Source organism: Nocardioides sp. YJ-D4 (assembly GCF_054031495.1).
This window is the reverse complement of sequence record NZ_CM132932.1, coordinates 4492548-4505299: the sequence shown is the minus strand read 5'-3', so window position 1 is coordinate 4505299 and position 12752 is coordinate 4492548. Positions and strand designations below refer to the sequence as shown.

At 70.0% G+C, this 12752-nt stretch carries 12 protein-coding genes; 7 read left to right on the top strand and 5 right to left on the bottom strand.

Annotation, left to right across the window (positions count from 1 at the left end):
* Position 1: 1 nt before the first annotated feature.
* The 3 genes from ACW14X_RS21640 to ACW14X_RS21630 all read left to right on the top strand — a co-directional run bounded on the left by ACW14X_RS21640 (position 2) and on the right by ACW14X_RS21630 (position 3419).
* Positions 2-1165: a coiled-coil domain-containing protein gene (locus tag ACW14X_RS21640; protein ID WP_160027800.1), complete on the top strand. Its 1164-nt coding sequence runs from the start codon at positions 2-4 to the stop codon at positions 1163-1165.
* On the top strand, positions 1162-2358 hold the full coding sequence (locus tag ACW14X_RS21635; RefSeq protein WP_457163239.1) for an AI-2E family transporter: 1197 nt from the start codon (positions 1162-1164) through the stop codon (positions 2356-2358). The genes ACW14X_RS21640 and ACW14X_RS21635 overlap by 4 nt, the downstream gene beginning before the upstream one ends.
* Before the next feature lie 104 nt (positions 2359-2462).
* A complete protein-coding gene (locus ACW14X_RS21630) occupies positions 2463-3419 on the top strand; it encodes an IS481 family transposase (RefSeq protein ID WP_457163238.1) in 957 nt (318 codons plus the stop codon).
* A 72-nt stretch (positions 3420-3491) separates the two neighbouring features.
* Here the strand turns inward: ACW14X_RS21630 and ACW14X_RS21625 are convergent, their stop codons facing one another.
* Positions 3492-4454, bottom strand: a complete 963-nt coding sequence (locus ACW14X_RS21625; protein WP_350837930.1) for an EamA family transporter — start codon at positions 4452-4454, stop codon at positions 3492-3494.
* 38 nt (positions 4455-4492) lie between these two features.
* Here ACW14X_RS21625 and ACW14X_RS21620 point away from each other — a divergent pair, with 38 nt between their 5' ends.
* Positions 4493-5044, top strand: a complete 552-nt coding sequence (locus ACW14X_RS21620; protein WP_457163237.1) for a CGNR zinc finger domain-containing protein — start codon at positions 4493-4495, stop codon at positions 5042-5044.
* On the opposite strand, the gene ACW14X_RS21615 is transcribed toward ACW14X_RS21620, so the two are convergent.
* Positions 5026-6312 carry an ArsB/NhaD family transporter gene (locus ACW14X_RS21615; RefSeq protein WP_160027793.1) on the bottom strand — a complete coding sequence of 429 codons (1287 nt, stop codon included), beginning with the start codon at positions 6310-6312 and terminating at the stop codon, positions 5026-5028. The genes ACW14X_RS21620 and ACW14X_RS21615 overlap by 19 nt on opposite strands.
* Before the next feature lie 101 nt (positions 6313-6413).
* On the opposite strand from ACW14X_RS21615, the gene ACW14X_RS21610 reads away from it, so the two are divergent.
* The 3 genes from ACW14X_RS21610 to ACW14X_RS21600 are packed head-to-tail and all read left to right on the top strand — an operon-like array spanning position 6414 to position 9416.
* The gene (locus ACW14X_RS21610) at positions 6414-7361 is read left to right on the top strand and encodes a HAMP domain-containing sensor histidine kinase (RefSeq protein ID WP_457163236.1); all 948 of its coding nucleotides are present in this window, start codon (positions 6414-6416) and stop codon (positions 7359-7361) included.
* Positions 7358-8020 (top strand): response regulator, encoded by a 663-nt coding sequence (locus ACW14X_RS21605; RefSeq protein ID WP_091047850.1) that lies wholly within the window; start codon positions 7358-7360, stop codon positions 8018-8020. Before ACW14X_RS21610 ends, ACW14X_RS21605 begins: the two co-directional genes overlap by 4 nt.
* Before the next feature lie 19 nt (positions 8021-8039).
* Positions 8040-9416: a pyridoxal phosphate-dependent decarboxylase family protein gene (locus ACW14X_RS21600; protein WP_457163235.1), complete on the top strand. Its 1377-nt coding sequence runs from the start codon at positions 8040-8042 to the stop codon at positions 9414-9416.
* Positions 9417-9444: 28 nt separating this feature from the next.
* On the opposite strand, the gene ACW14X_RS21595 is transcribed toward ACW14X_RS21600, so the two are convergent.
* Genes ACW14X_RS21595 through ACW14X_RS21585 form a run of 3 tightly spaced genes read right to left on the bottom strand, consistent with a single transcriptional unit; the run spans position 9445 to position 12749 of the window.
* Positions 9445-11136, bottom strand: a complete 1692-nt coding sequence (locus tag ACW14X_RS21595) for an FAD-dependent oxidoreductase (RefSeq protein ID WP_457163234.1) — start codon at positions 11134-11136, stop codon at positions 9445-9447.
* Between the two features lie 27 nt (positions 11137-11163).
* On the bottom strand, positions 11164-11943 hold the full coding sequence (locus ACW14X_RS21590; RefSeq protein WP_457163233.1) for an alpha/beta fold hydrolase: 780 nt from the start codon (positions 11941-11943) through the stop codon (positions 11164-11166).
* Between the two features lie 17 nt (positions 11944-11960).
* Complete coding sequence (locus ACW14X_RS21585; protein ID WP_201451250.1) at positions 11961-12749, bottom strand: hypothetical protein; 789 nt, start codon at positions 12747-12749, stop codon at positions 11961-11963.
* Positions 12750-12752 lie beyond the last annotated feature (3 nt).

Below are 12752 nucleotides of genomic sequence, written 5' to 3'. Positions count from 1 at the left end.
CGTGCGGCGTGGCGGATACGACCCCGGCACGGTGAACGCGCGGGTGCAGCAGCTGCTCCAGGCCAACGGCCAGGGCCAGTCGGCGCTGCGCAACGCCCAGCGCCGCATCGCTGAGCTCGAGCGCAAGGTCACCGACCTCAAGGCCGCTGCCACCCAGGGCAACGAAGCCCCGTCCTACGCCTCCCTGGGTGGTCGCGCGAGCGCGATGCTCCGGCTGGCCGAGGAGGAGGCCGCCGCGGTCAAGGAGTCCGCCGAGAAGGAGGCCGCGGTCATCCGCGAGGCCGCCCAGCGTGAGGCCGCCGCGACCAAGGCGTCCGCCCAGCGCGACATCGAGGCGCTGCGTACGACGCACTACAAGGAGATCGACGATCACCGCGAGAAGGTGACCTCGGAGGTCCAGCAGGCCCGCAAGATGGTGCAGGCCGAGAGCGACGAGCTGCTCGCCGCTGCCAAGCGCGAGGCCGACCAGATCCGGCTCGCCGTGCAGCAGGAGGTCACCCAGCTGCGTACGTCGACCCAGCGTGAGGTCGAGAAGGCACGCGCCGGCGCGGACCGCGAGGTCCAGGAGGCCCGGCGGATGCTCGCCGTCGAGCGCGAGCGTCTCGCCCGCGAGGCCGCCGACCACCACGACCAGGCGATGGCCGAGACCGCTCGCATCGTGACCGAGGGCGAGACCCGCGCCGCGGACGCCGAGGAGCGGGCCCGGATCGCTGCCCAGCACGTCGCCGACCAGCGCGCCGAGCTGGCCAAGGAGTCCGAGGGGATCATCGCTCGCGCCCGCCGCGACGCCGAGGCGATCCTGTCCAAGGCTCGCGCCGAGGCCGACCACCTCGCGTCCACCGCGACCGTCGAGGCCGAGAAGGGCCACGCGATCATCAAGGCCGAGGTCGACCGCCTCACCAAGCGTCGCGACGCGATCGCCGCTCAGCTCTCCTCGCTCACCGACCTGGTCTCCGGGTTCGGCAAGACCGAGGACCCGGCCGAGCTGGAGGCGCCGAAGCCGATCACCGAGGACGAGGACATCGTCGACGGTGAGCTGGTGGTCGACGAGAGCGTCACCCTGGTCGACTCCGACGACGACCTCGACGACGACTACGACGACTACGACGAGCCCTCCGAGAAGACCGCCATCCGCGAGCCCGAGACTGCGACCGAGAGCCGGTGAGCGGGGCCGCTGCCGACCGTCCTGCGGACGGTCCGGAGACGACGTCTGCCCAGACCGACTCCACCGACGACGCGACGGTCGACAGCGAGGCCGCGATCGCCATCGAGGAGCCGGAGCAGGAGAGCGAACGGGACAAGCGGTTCGGTAAGCCCGGACCGCCGTTCGACCGGAGGTCGCCCTACCTGTTCGGGCTGCTCCTGGGCCTCGGTCTGCTGACCGCCTACGCAGCGGGCAACCTCCTCACCACGATGGGGAGCGTGATCCTCCAGGTGGTGGTCTCGCTCTTCATCGCCGCGGGGATCAACCCGATGGTGGTGTTCCTGCAGCGGCGCGGCTTCCCACGGCCGTGGGCGGTGCTGAGCGTCATCCTCGGCGTGCTGGGCGCCCTCGTGCTCTTCTTCGTGGCGCTCGTGCCGGTGATCAGCGACCAGGTCGCCAAGATCTCGGCCAACGTCCCGGACTGGGTCGATGAGCTCCAGCGCAACCAGCGCATCCAGCAGCTCAACGAGGAATACCAGATCCTCGACAAGGTGCAGGACTACGTCGCCAGCGGCGACTTCGTCAGCAGCGCCTTCGGCGGAGCGCTCGGGGTCGGCCTGGCGGTGATCAACGTGCTCGTCACGGGCTTCATCGTCATCGTCCTGACGCTCTACTTCATCGCCGCCTACGACCAGACGAAGAACGCCATCTACCGTCTCGCCCCGGCCTCGCGCCGCGAGCGGGTCAGCAAGCTCGGTGACCGGGTCTTCGAAGGCATCGGGGGCTATGTCTCCGGGGCGTTCGTCGTCGCACTCTGCGCCGGTCTGTCCACCCTGGTGCTGCTCTTCGTCATCGGGATGGGCGAGTACGCCGTCGCCCTGGCCTTCGTCGTCATGATCACCGACGTGATCCCGATGATCGGGGCCACCATCGGCGCGGTCATCGTCTGCGCGATCACCTTCGCGACGACCGACCTGAAGACGGGCCTCATCGCGGTGATCTTCTACATCGCCTACCAGCAGTTCGAGAACTACGTCGTCTATCCGCGGGTCATGTCCCGCTCGGTCGACATCCCCGGCGTCATCACGGTGATCGCGGCCCTCATCGGTGCCTCGCTCCTCGGCGTCGTCGGCGCCCTGCTGGCGATCCCGACGGCGGCCGCCATCCTGATGCTGGTCCGCGAGGTCTACGTCAGGGCCCAGGACGAGCGCTAGCTGTACCCGGCCATGAGGTTGGTAGCGGCAGTTCGTTGACGTGAGGAGAACCTCCGGGTGAGGTGTGGCTTGTCGAAGAGCTACGCCAAACACCCGGAGGTTCCATGTCTCACGGTAGTGCCCGGTTGACCGTTCATGGTCGGCTGCTGATCGTCCAGCGCCATCAGGCCGGCTGGAAACAGGCCCACATCGCCGCCGCGATGGGCATCTCCCGCAAGTGTGTGCGGACCTGGATCGACCGGTACGCCGCCGAAGGCGAACCCGGCCTCGTGACGCGTTCGTCGCGACCGCACGCGACCCCGACCCGGACCAGCGAGGAGATCGAGCAGAAGGTCCTCAAGGTGCGAGCGAAACAACGCTGCGGCCAAGACGTCCTCGGACCCCAGGTCGGCGTCCCGCCGCGCACAGTGGCCCGGATCCTGCGGCGCCACGGCGTGCCTTACCTGCGCGAGTGCGACCCGATGACCGGCGAGATCATCAGGTCCTCCAAGCAGACCGCGGTGCGTTACGAACGCGACAGACCGGGCGAGCTGGTCCACGTCGACGTCAAGAAGGTCGCCAAGATCCCCGATGGCGGCGGCTGGCGTGCGCATGGTCGAAGCGAAGAGGTCCGCGGCCGTGGCATCGGCTACGACTTCATCCACTCGATGGTCGATGACCACTCCCGATTGGCCTACTCCGAAGTCCTGACTGACGAGCTCGGTGCGACCTGCGCGGGCTTCATCCTGCGGGCCGCCGAATACTTCGCAGCACACGGAATCTCCCGCATCGAGCGGGTCATCACCGACAACCACCTCAGCTACCGCAAGTCCCACGACGTGCGCGATGCCATCGCTGGAATCGGCGCCCGACACAAGTTCATCCGCCCCCACTGCCCCTGGCAGAACGGCAAAGTCGAACGCTTCAACCGCACCCTGGCAACCGAGTGGATCTACCGCCAGGTCTTCACCAGCAACGCCGCACGCGTCGCTGCTCTTGCGCCCTGGCTCGAGCACTACAACACTCGACGCAGTCACAGCGCACTCGGAGGACCACCGATCAGCCGACTGTCACCAACGTGATGGCCGGGTACAGCTAGCTCCACCCGCCTGTGAAGCGCCGCACGCAGCCGATGCGTGCGGCGCTTCGCGTTGTCAGGAGGCGGTCGTCGACTGCTCTCCCTGCTGGACCGCGATGATGCCGACCAGCACGACCAGCCCGCCGATGAGCTGAATGAGGCCGGGCGCCTCGCCGAGCAGCAACCAGGCGACGACGACGGCCGAGACGACCTCGAGAAGCCCCACGAAGGACGAGAGCCGCGAGCCGAGAGTGCGGGTGGCGGCGATGCCGGCGGCGTACGCGACCGAGCAGGTCAGCACGCCGAGGCCGATCAGCGGGCCCCACCACGGCATCTCCAGGCCCGCCAAGACCACGGGCGTGGTCTCCATCGCGAACGGGATGGCTCCGACCAGGCAGAGCAGCGCGAGCAGGACCGTGGCGCCGGTCAGACCGAGCCAGGCCAGCGCGAGCGGCGGCAGCGTGGTGCTGGAGTGGGCGTTGAGCACGTAGTAGCCGGCCAGGCCGACGGCGGCCGCGGAGCCCCACAGGATGCCGAACGGGTGCACGTTCGCACCGCTGACCAGGTCGAGGACGAGCACGAGCCCGGCGATCGCGACCAGCGCGCCGACCATCGTCAGCCGCGAGGGCCGCTCGCCGTGCCGCAGCCACATCCAGGCGACGACGAGCACCACCCCCATGTACTCCAGCAGCAGCGCCGGCCCGACGGCCATCCACTGCACCGCCGAGAAGAAGGCGAACTGGGGCACCACGATGGCCAGCAGTGCGTACGCCACCACGACCCGCCAGCTCGCGGCCGCACCCCGCCACCGGCCGGCGAGCGCGCGCAGCGCGAAGGGGGCCAGGACCACCGCGCCGATGCCGACGCGGAAGATCAGCACGCCGCCCGTCGACCAGCCGGTGTCGAAGAGGCCGCGTCCCAGCGGGCCCGAGAGGCTGAACGTGACCGCAGACACGACCGCCAGGAGCAGCCCGGCCGCCACCAGCGGCGTCTTCTGCGTGCTCTGCGGCACCGCCTCGTCATTGGTCAAAGTCGTCATGACACATGACGATCCCAGCGACGCGGTAATGTGTCAACATGGTTTTCACCCATGACACCGACGTAGGCCTCCAGGCAGCCGCGGCACTGGCGAACACCCTCGCCCTCTCCCCCGGCTCGGTCGACGAGCTGGAGACCGTGGCGGCCCTCGACGAGTTCTTCGTGACGTACGACTACACCGGGCGGCACGACGGCGACCGCGCCGAGCTCGACGAGGTCCGGGCCCTCCGCGTCCGGCTCCGTGAGCTGCTCACCGCGGAGCGCGACGAGGCCGTGCGGCTGACCAACGAGATGCTCGCCGAGCACCGCGCGACTCCTCAGCTGGTCCGCCACACGAACTACGACTGGCACATCCACGCCACCGAGCCCGACGCGCCGCTGGCCACGCGGATCGCCGTCGAGACGGCGATGGCCATGGTCGACGTCATCCGCGCCGGCGAGCTGTCCCGCCTCTCGATCTGCGCCGACGACAACTGTGCCGGCGTGGTCGTCGACCTCTCCCGCAACCGCTCCAAGCGCTACTGCTCACCGACCTGCACCAACCGCAACGCCGTCGCCGCCTATCGGGAGCGTCAGGCGAGCACGAAGTAGCGGAGCGCGACGTAGACCCAGGCGACGGCGAGGGTCACGATGGTGACCACGATGCCGTACCTGGTGAACTTCCAGAAGCTGATGGGGTGGCCGGCCTTGGCGGCGAGGCCGAGCACCACCACGTTGGCGCCGGCGGCGACGGCGGTCGTGTTGCCACCCAGGTCGGCACCGAAGACGAGGGCCCACCACAGCGGGCTGTCGGCGCCCGAGGACGGCGTCGCGGCGACCATCTCCTCCACGATCGGCACCATCGCCGCCGTGTAGGGGATGTTGTCGACGAACCCGCCCACGATCGCCGAGCCGATCATCAGCCCGGTCACCCCGGCGAGCTCGTTGTCGCCCATCAGCTCGGCGGCGTACGTCCCGAGGGATCCGATCACACCGACCTCGACCAGCCCGCCGACCAGCACGAACAGCGCCATGAAGAAGGCCAGGGTCGACCACTCGACCTCCTCCAGGAACGCCTCCGTCTGCGTCTGGGAGACGACGACCATCGCGCCGGCACCGAGCATGGCGACCAGCGAAGGGTCCAGGTGGAGCTCGGTGTGCAGCCCGAAGGCGAGCATCACCAGGGCGAGGACGGCCAGGCAGCGGTAGAGCAGCCCGCGGTCCGGGATCGCGGAGGCGGGCGGCTCGATCAGGCCGTCCAGGTCGACGCGGCCACGGAAGTCACGCCGGAAGAGCACCCGGACCAGGCCGATCAGCACGACCAGCAGGATCAGGCACAGCGGCAGGGAGTGGATCAGGAAGTCGTCGAAGGTCAGGTTGGCCCGGCTGGCCACGATGATGTTGGGCGGGTCGGCGATCAGGGTCGAGGTGCCGCCGACGTTGGCGGCCAGGATGAGCGAGATCAAGTAGGGCATCGGACGCAGGCCCAGCCGCTCGCAGACCGACAGTGTCACCGGCGTGACGAGCAGCACGGTGGTCACGTTGTCGAGGATCGGCGAGAGCGCCGCGGTGACCAGGATCAGCAGCGTCGCCAGGCGCGCCGGGCGACCGCCGGAGTGCTTGACCGCCCACAGCGCGAGGAACTCGAACAGGCCCGTCTGTTTGAGGACGCCGACGATCACCATCATCCCGAAGAGCAGGAAGATGACGTCCCAGTCGACCCCGGTCTCATGGCTGAAGAAGGCCGACTCGGCGTTGATGATCCCGAGCACGACCATCGCGGCGACGCCACCCAGGGCGGCGGCGACGCGGTGGACACGCTCGGTGGCGATGAGGCCGTAGGTGACGATGAAGACGGCCACCGCTGCGTACACGATCATGCGTTGAGCTCCATGCCATCGACCCTCCGTTACCGGAGACTCGATCCGAATGGGTGCTGCCACCCATAAGGCCAGGCCAGCGGACATGTCAGGGTTGAGCCATGAGCCACCTACCCCTCTACTGGCGGGTCTGCCTGACCAACTGGGCCGTGTTCTGCGTCGGCACCCTGGTCCTGGCGCTGTCCCCGGCCCGCGTCTCGGAGCGCGTCCTGGCCTCGGAGGCGGTGGTGCTTGCGGTCGGGCTGGTGGTGATGGCGACCCTCAACGCGCTCCTGCTGCTGCGCAGCCTGGCGCCGATCGACCGGGTGATCCGCACCATGGACTCGGTCGACCACCTCTCCCCCGACCAGCGCCTGCCGACCCTGGGCAAGGGCGCCGGCGCCCGTCTCGTGGCCAGCTACAACGCGATGCTCGAGCGGCTGGAGACCGAGCGGAGCACCAGCAACGCCAAGGCGCTCGCCGCGCAGGAGGCGGAGCGACACCGGATCGCCCAGGAGCTCCACGACGAGGTGGGACAGTCGCTCACCGTCGTACTCCTGGGGCTGAAGGGTCTGGAGCGACAGGTGCCGGAGGAAGTACGCCCCGAGCTCGCCGCCGTCCGCGAGTCCGCGCGCACCGGCATCGACGACGTACGCCGCGTGGCCCGCCAGCTGCGGCCGGGCGTGCTCGAGGATCTCGGCCTGCACGCCGCCCTGGCCTCGCTGGCCACCGACGTCGGCGCCCTGGGTCGCACGACCGTACGCCGCACCATCGGCCGCGGGCTTCCCGAGCTGCCCCAGGACCGCGAGCTGGTGATCTACCGGGTCGCCCAGGAGGCGCTCACCAACGTCGTACGCCACGCCCACGCCGCCACCGCCGAGCTCTCCCTGTGCAAGGTCGGCGACAAGGTCGTCCTCACCGTCTCCGACGACGGCCGCGGCAGCGCCGCCCTCGTGGCCGGCGCCGGGATCAGCGGTATGCGGGAGCGGGCCCTGCTCGTCGGTGCCGACCTGAGCGTGACCAGCACCCCCGGCCGTGGCACCACCGTCCGCCTGGAGGTGCCGCTGTGACTCCCACGCCCGCGAAGATCCGGATCCTGCTGGCCGACGACCACACCCTCGTACGCCGCGGGGTCCGCCTCATCCTCGACGCCGAGCCGGACCTCGAGGTGGTCGCCGAGGCCGCCGACGGAGCCGAGGCCGTCGCGGCGCTGCGCGACGTCGAGGTCGACCTGGTGATCCTCGACGTCGCCATGCCCCGCATGACCGGGCTGCAGGCCGCGCGCACGATCGCCCGGATGCGTACGCCTCCGAAGATGCTGATGCTCTCGATGCACGACAACGAGCAGTACTTCTTCGAGGCGCTCAAGGTCGGCGCCAGCGGGTACGTCCTCAAGTCGGTCGCCGACGAGGACCTGGTCAAGGCCTGCCGCACCGCCATGAGCGGACAGGCCTTCGTCTACCCCGGCGCGATGAGTGCCCTGGTCCGCGACTATCTGGACCGGCTCAACCGTGGCGAGAGCCTGCCGCGCACGGTGCTGACCGAGCGCGAGGACGAGGTGCTCAAGCTCATCGCCGAGGGCCACTCGACCCGGGAGATCGCCCGCGAGCTGACGATCTCCTACAAGACCGTCGAGCGGCACCGCGAGAACATCCTCGCCAAGCTGGGCCTCCGCGATCGCACCCAGGTCACGCGATATGCCATCAGAGCGGGTCTCATCGAGCCCTGAGAAGGCCTACCGTCGAAGGATGGACCCACGGCTCGACGCAGACCTCGCCGGGATGACCGATCTCCTCGGCGCGATCCAGGACTACGCACAAGAGATCATCGCCGGACTCGACGGCAGACCGGTGACCTCTCCGTTCCGGCCACCCTCCGCCGAGCGGCTACCGGCCCGGGGCGCCGGCGGCCAGGCCGCTCTGCGCCACTTCGAGACCCGCTGGGCGCCGGGCCTCTCGGCGAGCGCCGGCCCCCGCTACCTGGGCTTCGTCACCGGCGGGGCGACCCCGGCCGCGGTCGCCGGCGACTGGCTGACCCCGGTCTTCGACCAGAACACCATCACGGTCCAGGACTCCGCCGCCAGCGACCTGGAGCGCGAGACGGTGCGCTGGCTCCTCGACCTGCTGGGCCTTCCTGGCGACTTCAGCGGAGCGTTCGTCACCGGCGCGACCATGTCCAACCTCACCGGGCTGGCACTGGCGCGCGAGTGGCTCGGCGACCGGCTCGGAGTGTCGGTCTCGACCGAGGGCGTCGCGGCGCTCGGTCCGGTCGTCGTGCTGTCGGGCGCCGCCCACTCCACCGTCTCCAAGGCGCTCTCCGTGCTCGGCCTGGGCCGCGGCAGCCTCCAGCCGGTCGCTCTGCTCCCCGACCGCGATGCGGTCGACGTCGACGCGTTGCGGACCGCGCTGCGCGAACAGGACGGCCGGCCCGTGATCGTCGTCGCCAACGCGGGCACCGTGAACACCGGCGACTTCGACGACCTGGACGCCATCGCCGACCTCCGTGACGAGTTCCCGTTCTGGCTGCACGTCGACGGCGCCTTCGGCGCCTTCGCTGCCCTCTCCCCCGCGCACGCCCACCTCGTCGCGGGCCTCTCCCGCGCCGACTCGATCTGCGTCGACCTGCACAAGTGGCTCAACGTCCCCTACGACTCCGCGATCCAGCTCAGCCGCCACCAGGACCTCCAGGCCCGGGTCTTCAGCAACGCCTCGGCCTACATCGGCCTCCCCGGTTCCTCCCCCGACTTCGTACACCTGACCCCGGAGAGCTCCCGGCGCCTGCGGGCCCTGCCCGCCTGGTTCACGCTGTACGCCTACGGCCGCGACGGCCACCGCGAGATCGTCGAGCGCACCATCGCCCTGGCTCACCGCACCGGGCGGCTGCTCGCCGAGATCGACGGCGTCGAGCTGCTCGCCCCGGTCCGGCTCAACATCGTGTGCCTGAAGGTCCCCGGCGACCCGGCCGACCTCGCCCGCCGTGTCGCCGATACCGGCGTCACCTTCGTGACCCCCACGGTCCACCAGGGCATCCCGGCCCTGCGGTTGGCGTTCAGCAACTGGCGTACGTCCGAGGCGGATGCGGATCGGATCGTCGAGGTTTTCCGGCAGCTCCTGTCGGGCAGCTAGCCCACGCTCCGCCCACCGTCCCAGGGGGTCAGGCGCCGAACTCCCGAGCGCGCAGCTTCGCCAGGTGGGCATGCACCAGCGGAAGCACCGACGCACCCTCGCCGCTCGCGGAGGCGACTCGCTTCATCGACCCGGCACGCACGTCGCCGACGGCGAACACACCCGGCACCGTCGTCTCCAGGCTCGCGGGCGGGCTCCCGTCGACCCACGCCTCGCGGGGCACGTCACGGCCGGTCAGGACGAACCCGTGCTCGTCGAGCGCGACCCCGTCCGCCAGCCACAAGCAGTCAGGTTCTGCTCCGAGCAGGCAGAAGAGGCCGTCGGCGGACGTCTTGGTGGCCTCGCCGGTGTCCAGGTTCTCCAGTCGCAGCCACTCCAGCCGACCGTCGCCGCCGCCGTCGCCGACGATTGTGCGCGGCCGGACCTGGATGTTCGACGTCGCGTCGATCTCACGTACGAGATAGGCCGACATGGTCTCCGCGAGGTCGTGTCGCCGGACCAGGATCGTCACCGTGCTCGCGAACTTGGCGAGGTGGATGGCTGCCTGTCCGGCCGAGTTGCCCCCACCGACCACGAAGACGTCCCGGCCCTGCATCTCGCGCGCCATCGACGTCGCGGCGCCGTAGTACACGCCCGCGCCCACCAGGTCGTCCACCGCGGGCACGCCGAGCCGGCGATACGTCACGCCCATCGCGAGCACGACCGTACGAGCGCAGAACTGCGCGCCGCGCACGTGCACGTGCTGGTGCTCGGGCTCGTCGACCGGACCGGGCTCGATCCCGGTCACCGGACGCCCGGTGAAGAATCGCGCGCCGAACCTGCTGGCCTGGATGCGGGATCGCTGGGCGAGGCGCATGCCCGAGATGCCACGTGGGAAGCCGAGGTAGTTGCGGATCATCGAGCTCGACCCTGCCTGGCCGCCGATCGCGTCGCGCTCCACGACGACCGTCGCCAAGCCCTCCGACGCGGCGTAGACCGCCGCCGCGAGGCCCGCCGGCCCGCCACCCACGATGGCGACGTCGGCGATCACTCCCTCGGGGATCTCGTCGAACCCGCCGTAGATGGCCTCGGCGGCCGTCGCCGCCGTCGCGCCGGAGACCACGCGGCCCGTGAAGGTATGGACCAGGGGCAGCTGCGCCCCCGGACCTGCGGCCTCGATGATCTCTTTCGCCTCGTCGTCGCTCGGCTCGAGCGCGCGATGCGGGAACCCCATCCGTTCGAGCAGGTCCCGGATCGCCGCCGCGTCACGGTCGCCCGGCTCGGCGACGACGTCTGTCACGGTCACCAGGGGTCTGCCCACCGACCATCCCCACTCCGAGAGGAGCTCGATCAGCGCGGTGTGGAACTCCTCGTCCCGCGGGCCGCGCGGGATGAGGACGTAGGTGTCCATCTCTCGCTCGAGCGCCGCCGCACGCAGGTCGTCCAGAGCGCCGGAGAAGTCCTCCCACGAGACCAGCGCGACCCGGCGTGCCGTGGCCACGATGCCCGGTACGCGGCGCAGGAAATCGATCGAGGTGCCTTCGTCGAGCACGTGCTCGACGGCGACCATCGCGATCTGCGCACCCTCGGCCACGAGCCCGCGGGTCCGGTCGAGGCCTGCATCGAAGCCCACCACCACCTCGACCCGGTAGTCGCGGTCGTACCGCGCCCGGAACTCCCGCTCGATGACGTCGGCGTGCTCGCCGCCGACCAGCACGATGACGGGTCTGTCACGCTCCATGCCGCACAGCGTAGACGCCGCGGTGGCTCAGTCGCCCAAGAACTGACGCAGGGCCGCGAGGAAAGTCTCCGGCTTCTCTGAGTGCACCCAGTGACCGGCCCCCTTGATGGTCACCTTGCGGTAGCGCGGGAACCACTCCTTCATCGCCGGCGCGTACTCGTCGGTGACGTAGTTGGACAGCTCGCCGGCCACCCACATCACCGGCCCGTCGTACGGCTCGTACGCCTTCAGCTCCTCGGCCGGCCAGTCGCCGATGCGGTCCAGGTCGCGGCCGAGGACGGGGAGGTTCATGGACCAGCGCCAGCTGTCGCCGTCGCGGCGGAGGTTCTGCAGCAGGAAGCCGCGGATCGTCGGGTCGGGGACCGCCTCCTGCATCCCGGCGTCGGCCTCCTCGCGACGGGTGATGCGGTCCAGGTCGAGGCTCCGCATGGCGTCGACGTACGTCTTGAAGCCGCCGACGCGGTCGTAGACGACCGGCGACATGTCGGCCACGACGAGCTTCGCGACCAGCTCGGGCCGGGTGATCGCGAGCAGCATCGCCACCTTGCCGCCCATCGAGTGGCCGACCACGGTCGCGGGGTCGTCGGCCGAGAGCAGCTCGGCGACCGCCGCAGTCACCTCGAGGTAGTCGAAGGTCTCAGGCTGCGGGGAACGGCCGTGGTGCGGCAGGTCGACGAGCGTGACCCGATGCTTGTCGGCCAGCTGCTTGCCGAGCGTGTTCCAGTTGCGTCCCTGGCCGAAGAGTCCGTGCAGGAAGACGACACGACTTCCGGCGTCGCCGAGCTCGAGCGTATGAAGTGGTGGCACCGGGGAAGCGTACAAACTCAGAAGTCGAAGCCGTCGAACATGTCGCCGATGCCGTCGCCGATCCCGCCGAACATGTCGCCCATGCCCTCACCGATGCCGCCGATCGCGTCGCCCATGCCCTCGCCGATCTCACCGAAGGCGTCGAAGCCGCCGAAGGCGCTGAACATCAGCCCGGCGAACATCCAGTCCATCGGCGAGAACGCGCCGAAGTAGCCGGCGGCGTAGGGCCGGTAGGCCGGGCCACCCTGCCAGTAGGGAACGCGCTCGTTGCCGACCATCACCTTGCGGGTGTCGGGCTCCGCGCCGACCTTGACGCGCTCGGCGTCGAGTGCGCAGGCGGGTACGTCACGGGTCGTGCCGCCCGGCGGGGCCCAAGCCACGTCCTCGACCGAGAGCCCGTGGCGGGGATCGAAGAAGCACGGCGGGCGACGCTTCGGCAACGGCTCGCCGGCGACCCGCGCCTCGACGCAGGCGATCGCATAGCGGCCGTCCTCGACGATCGTCGTGATCTTCTTGACGTCGTCGGGCTCGGTCATCTTGTCGACGGTGCGCTTGGCCGTCTCGTATTCGTCCAGCGCGCGCTGGTAGTCGGCGTTGGCGCCCTCGTCGAGCTCCTTGCCGGCCATGTCCAGGTCGAGCTTCTGCAGCTCTTCACCGAACGCGGTCACGTCCTCGAAGGCGAGCTGCTTGACCGGCTCGAGGTCAGCGCGCTGCTTTTCCAGCGCTCGCGCCTGCGAACGCTTGCTGGTCACTACCACGGTCCCGATCACCGCGACGACGATGAGAAGTGCGATCAGAAGTCCCACGTC

Bases quoted from the DNA above. Each gene is read 5' to 3' on its own strand.
- ACW14X_RS21615 (WP_160027793.1), bottom strand. From the start codon at position 6,312: ATGATCGTGTACGCAGCGGTGGCCGTCTTCATCGTCACCTACGGCCTC.
- ACW14X_RS21610 (WP_457163236.1), top strand. From the start codon at position 6,414: ATGAGCCACCTACCCCTCTACTGGCGGGTCTGCCTGACCAACTGGGCC.
- ACW14X_RS21600 (WP_457163235.1), top strand. From the start codon at position 8,040: ATGGACCCACGGCTCGACGCAGACCTCGCCGGGATGACCGATCTCCTC.
- ACW14X_RS21595 (WP_457163234.1), bottom strand. From the start codon at position 11,136: ATGGAGCGTGACAGACCCGTCATCGTGCTGGTCGGCGGCGAGCACGCC.
- ACW14X_RS21625 (WP_350837930.1), bottom strand. From the start codon at position 4,454: ATGACGACTTTGACCAATGACGAGGCGGTGCCGCAGAGCACGCAGAAG.
- ACW14X_RS21630 (WP_457163238.1), top strand. From the start codon at position 2,463: ATGTCTCACGGTAGTGCCCGGTTGACCGTTCATGGTCGGCTGCTGATC.
- ACW14X_RS21620 (WP_457163237.1), top strand. From the start codon at position 4,493: ATGGTTTTCACCCATGACACCGACGTAGGCCTCCAGGCAGCCGCGGCA.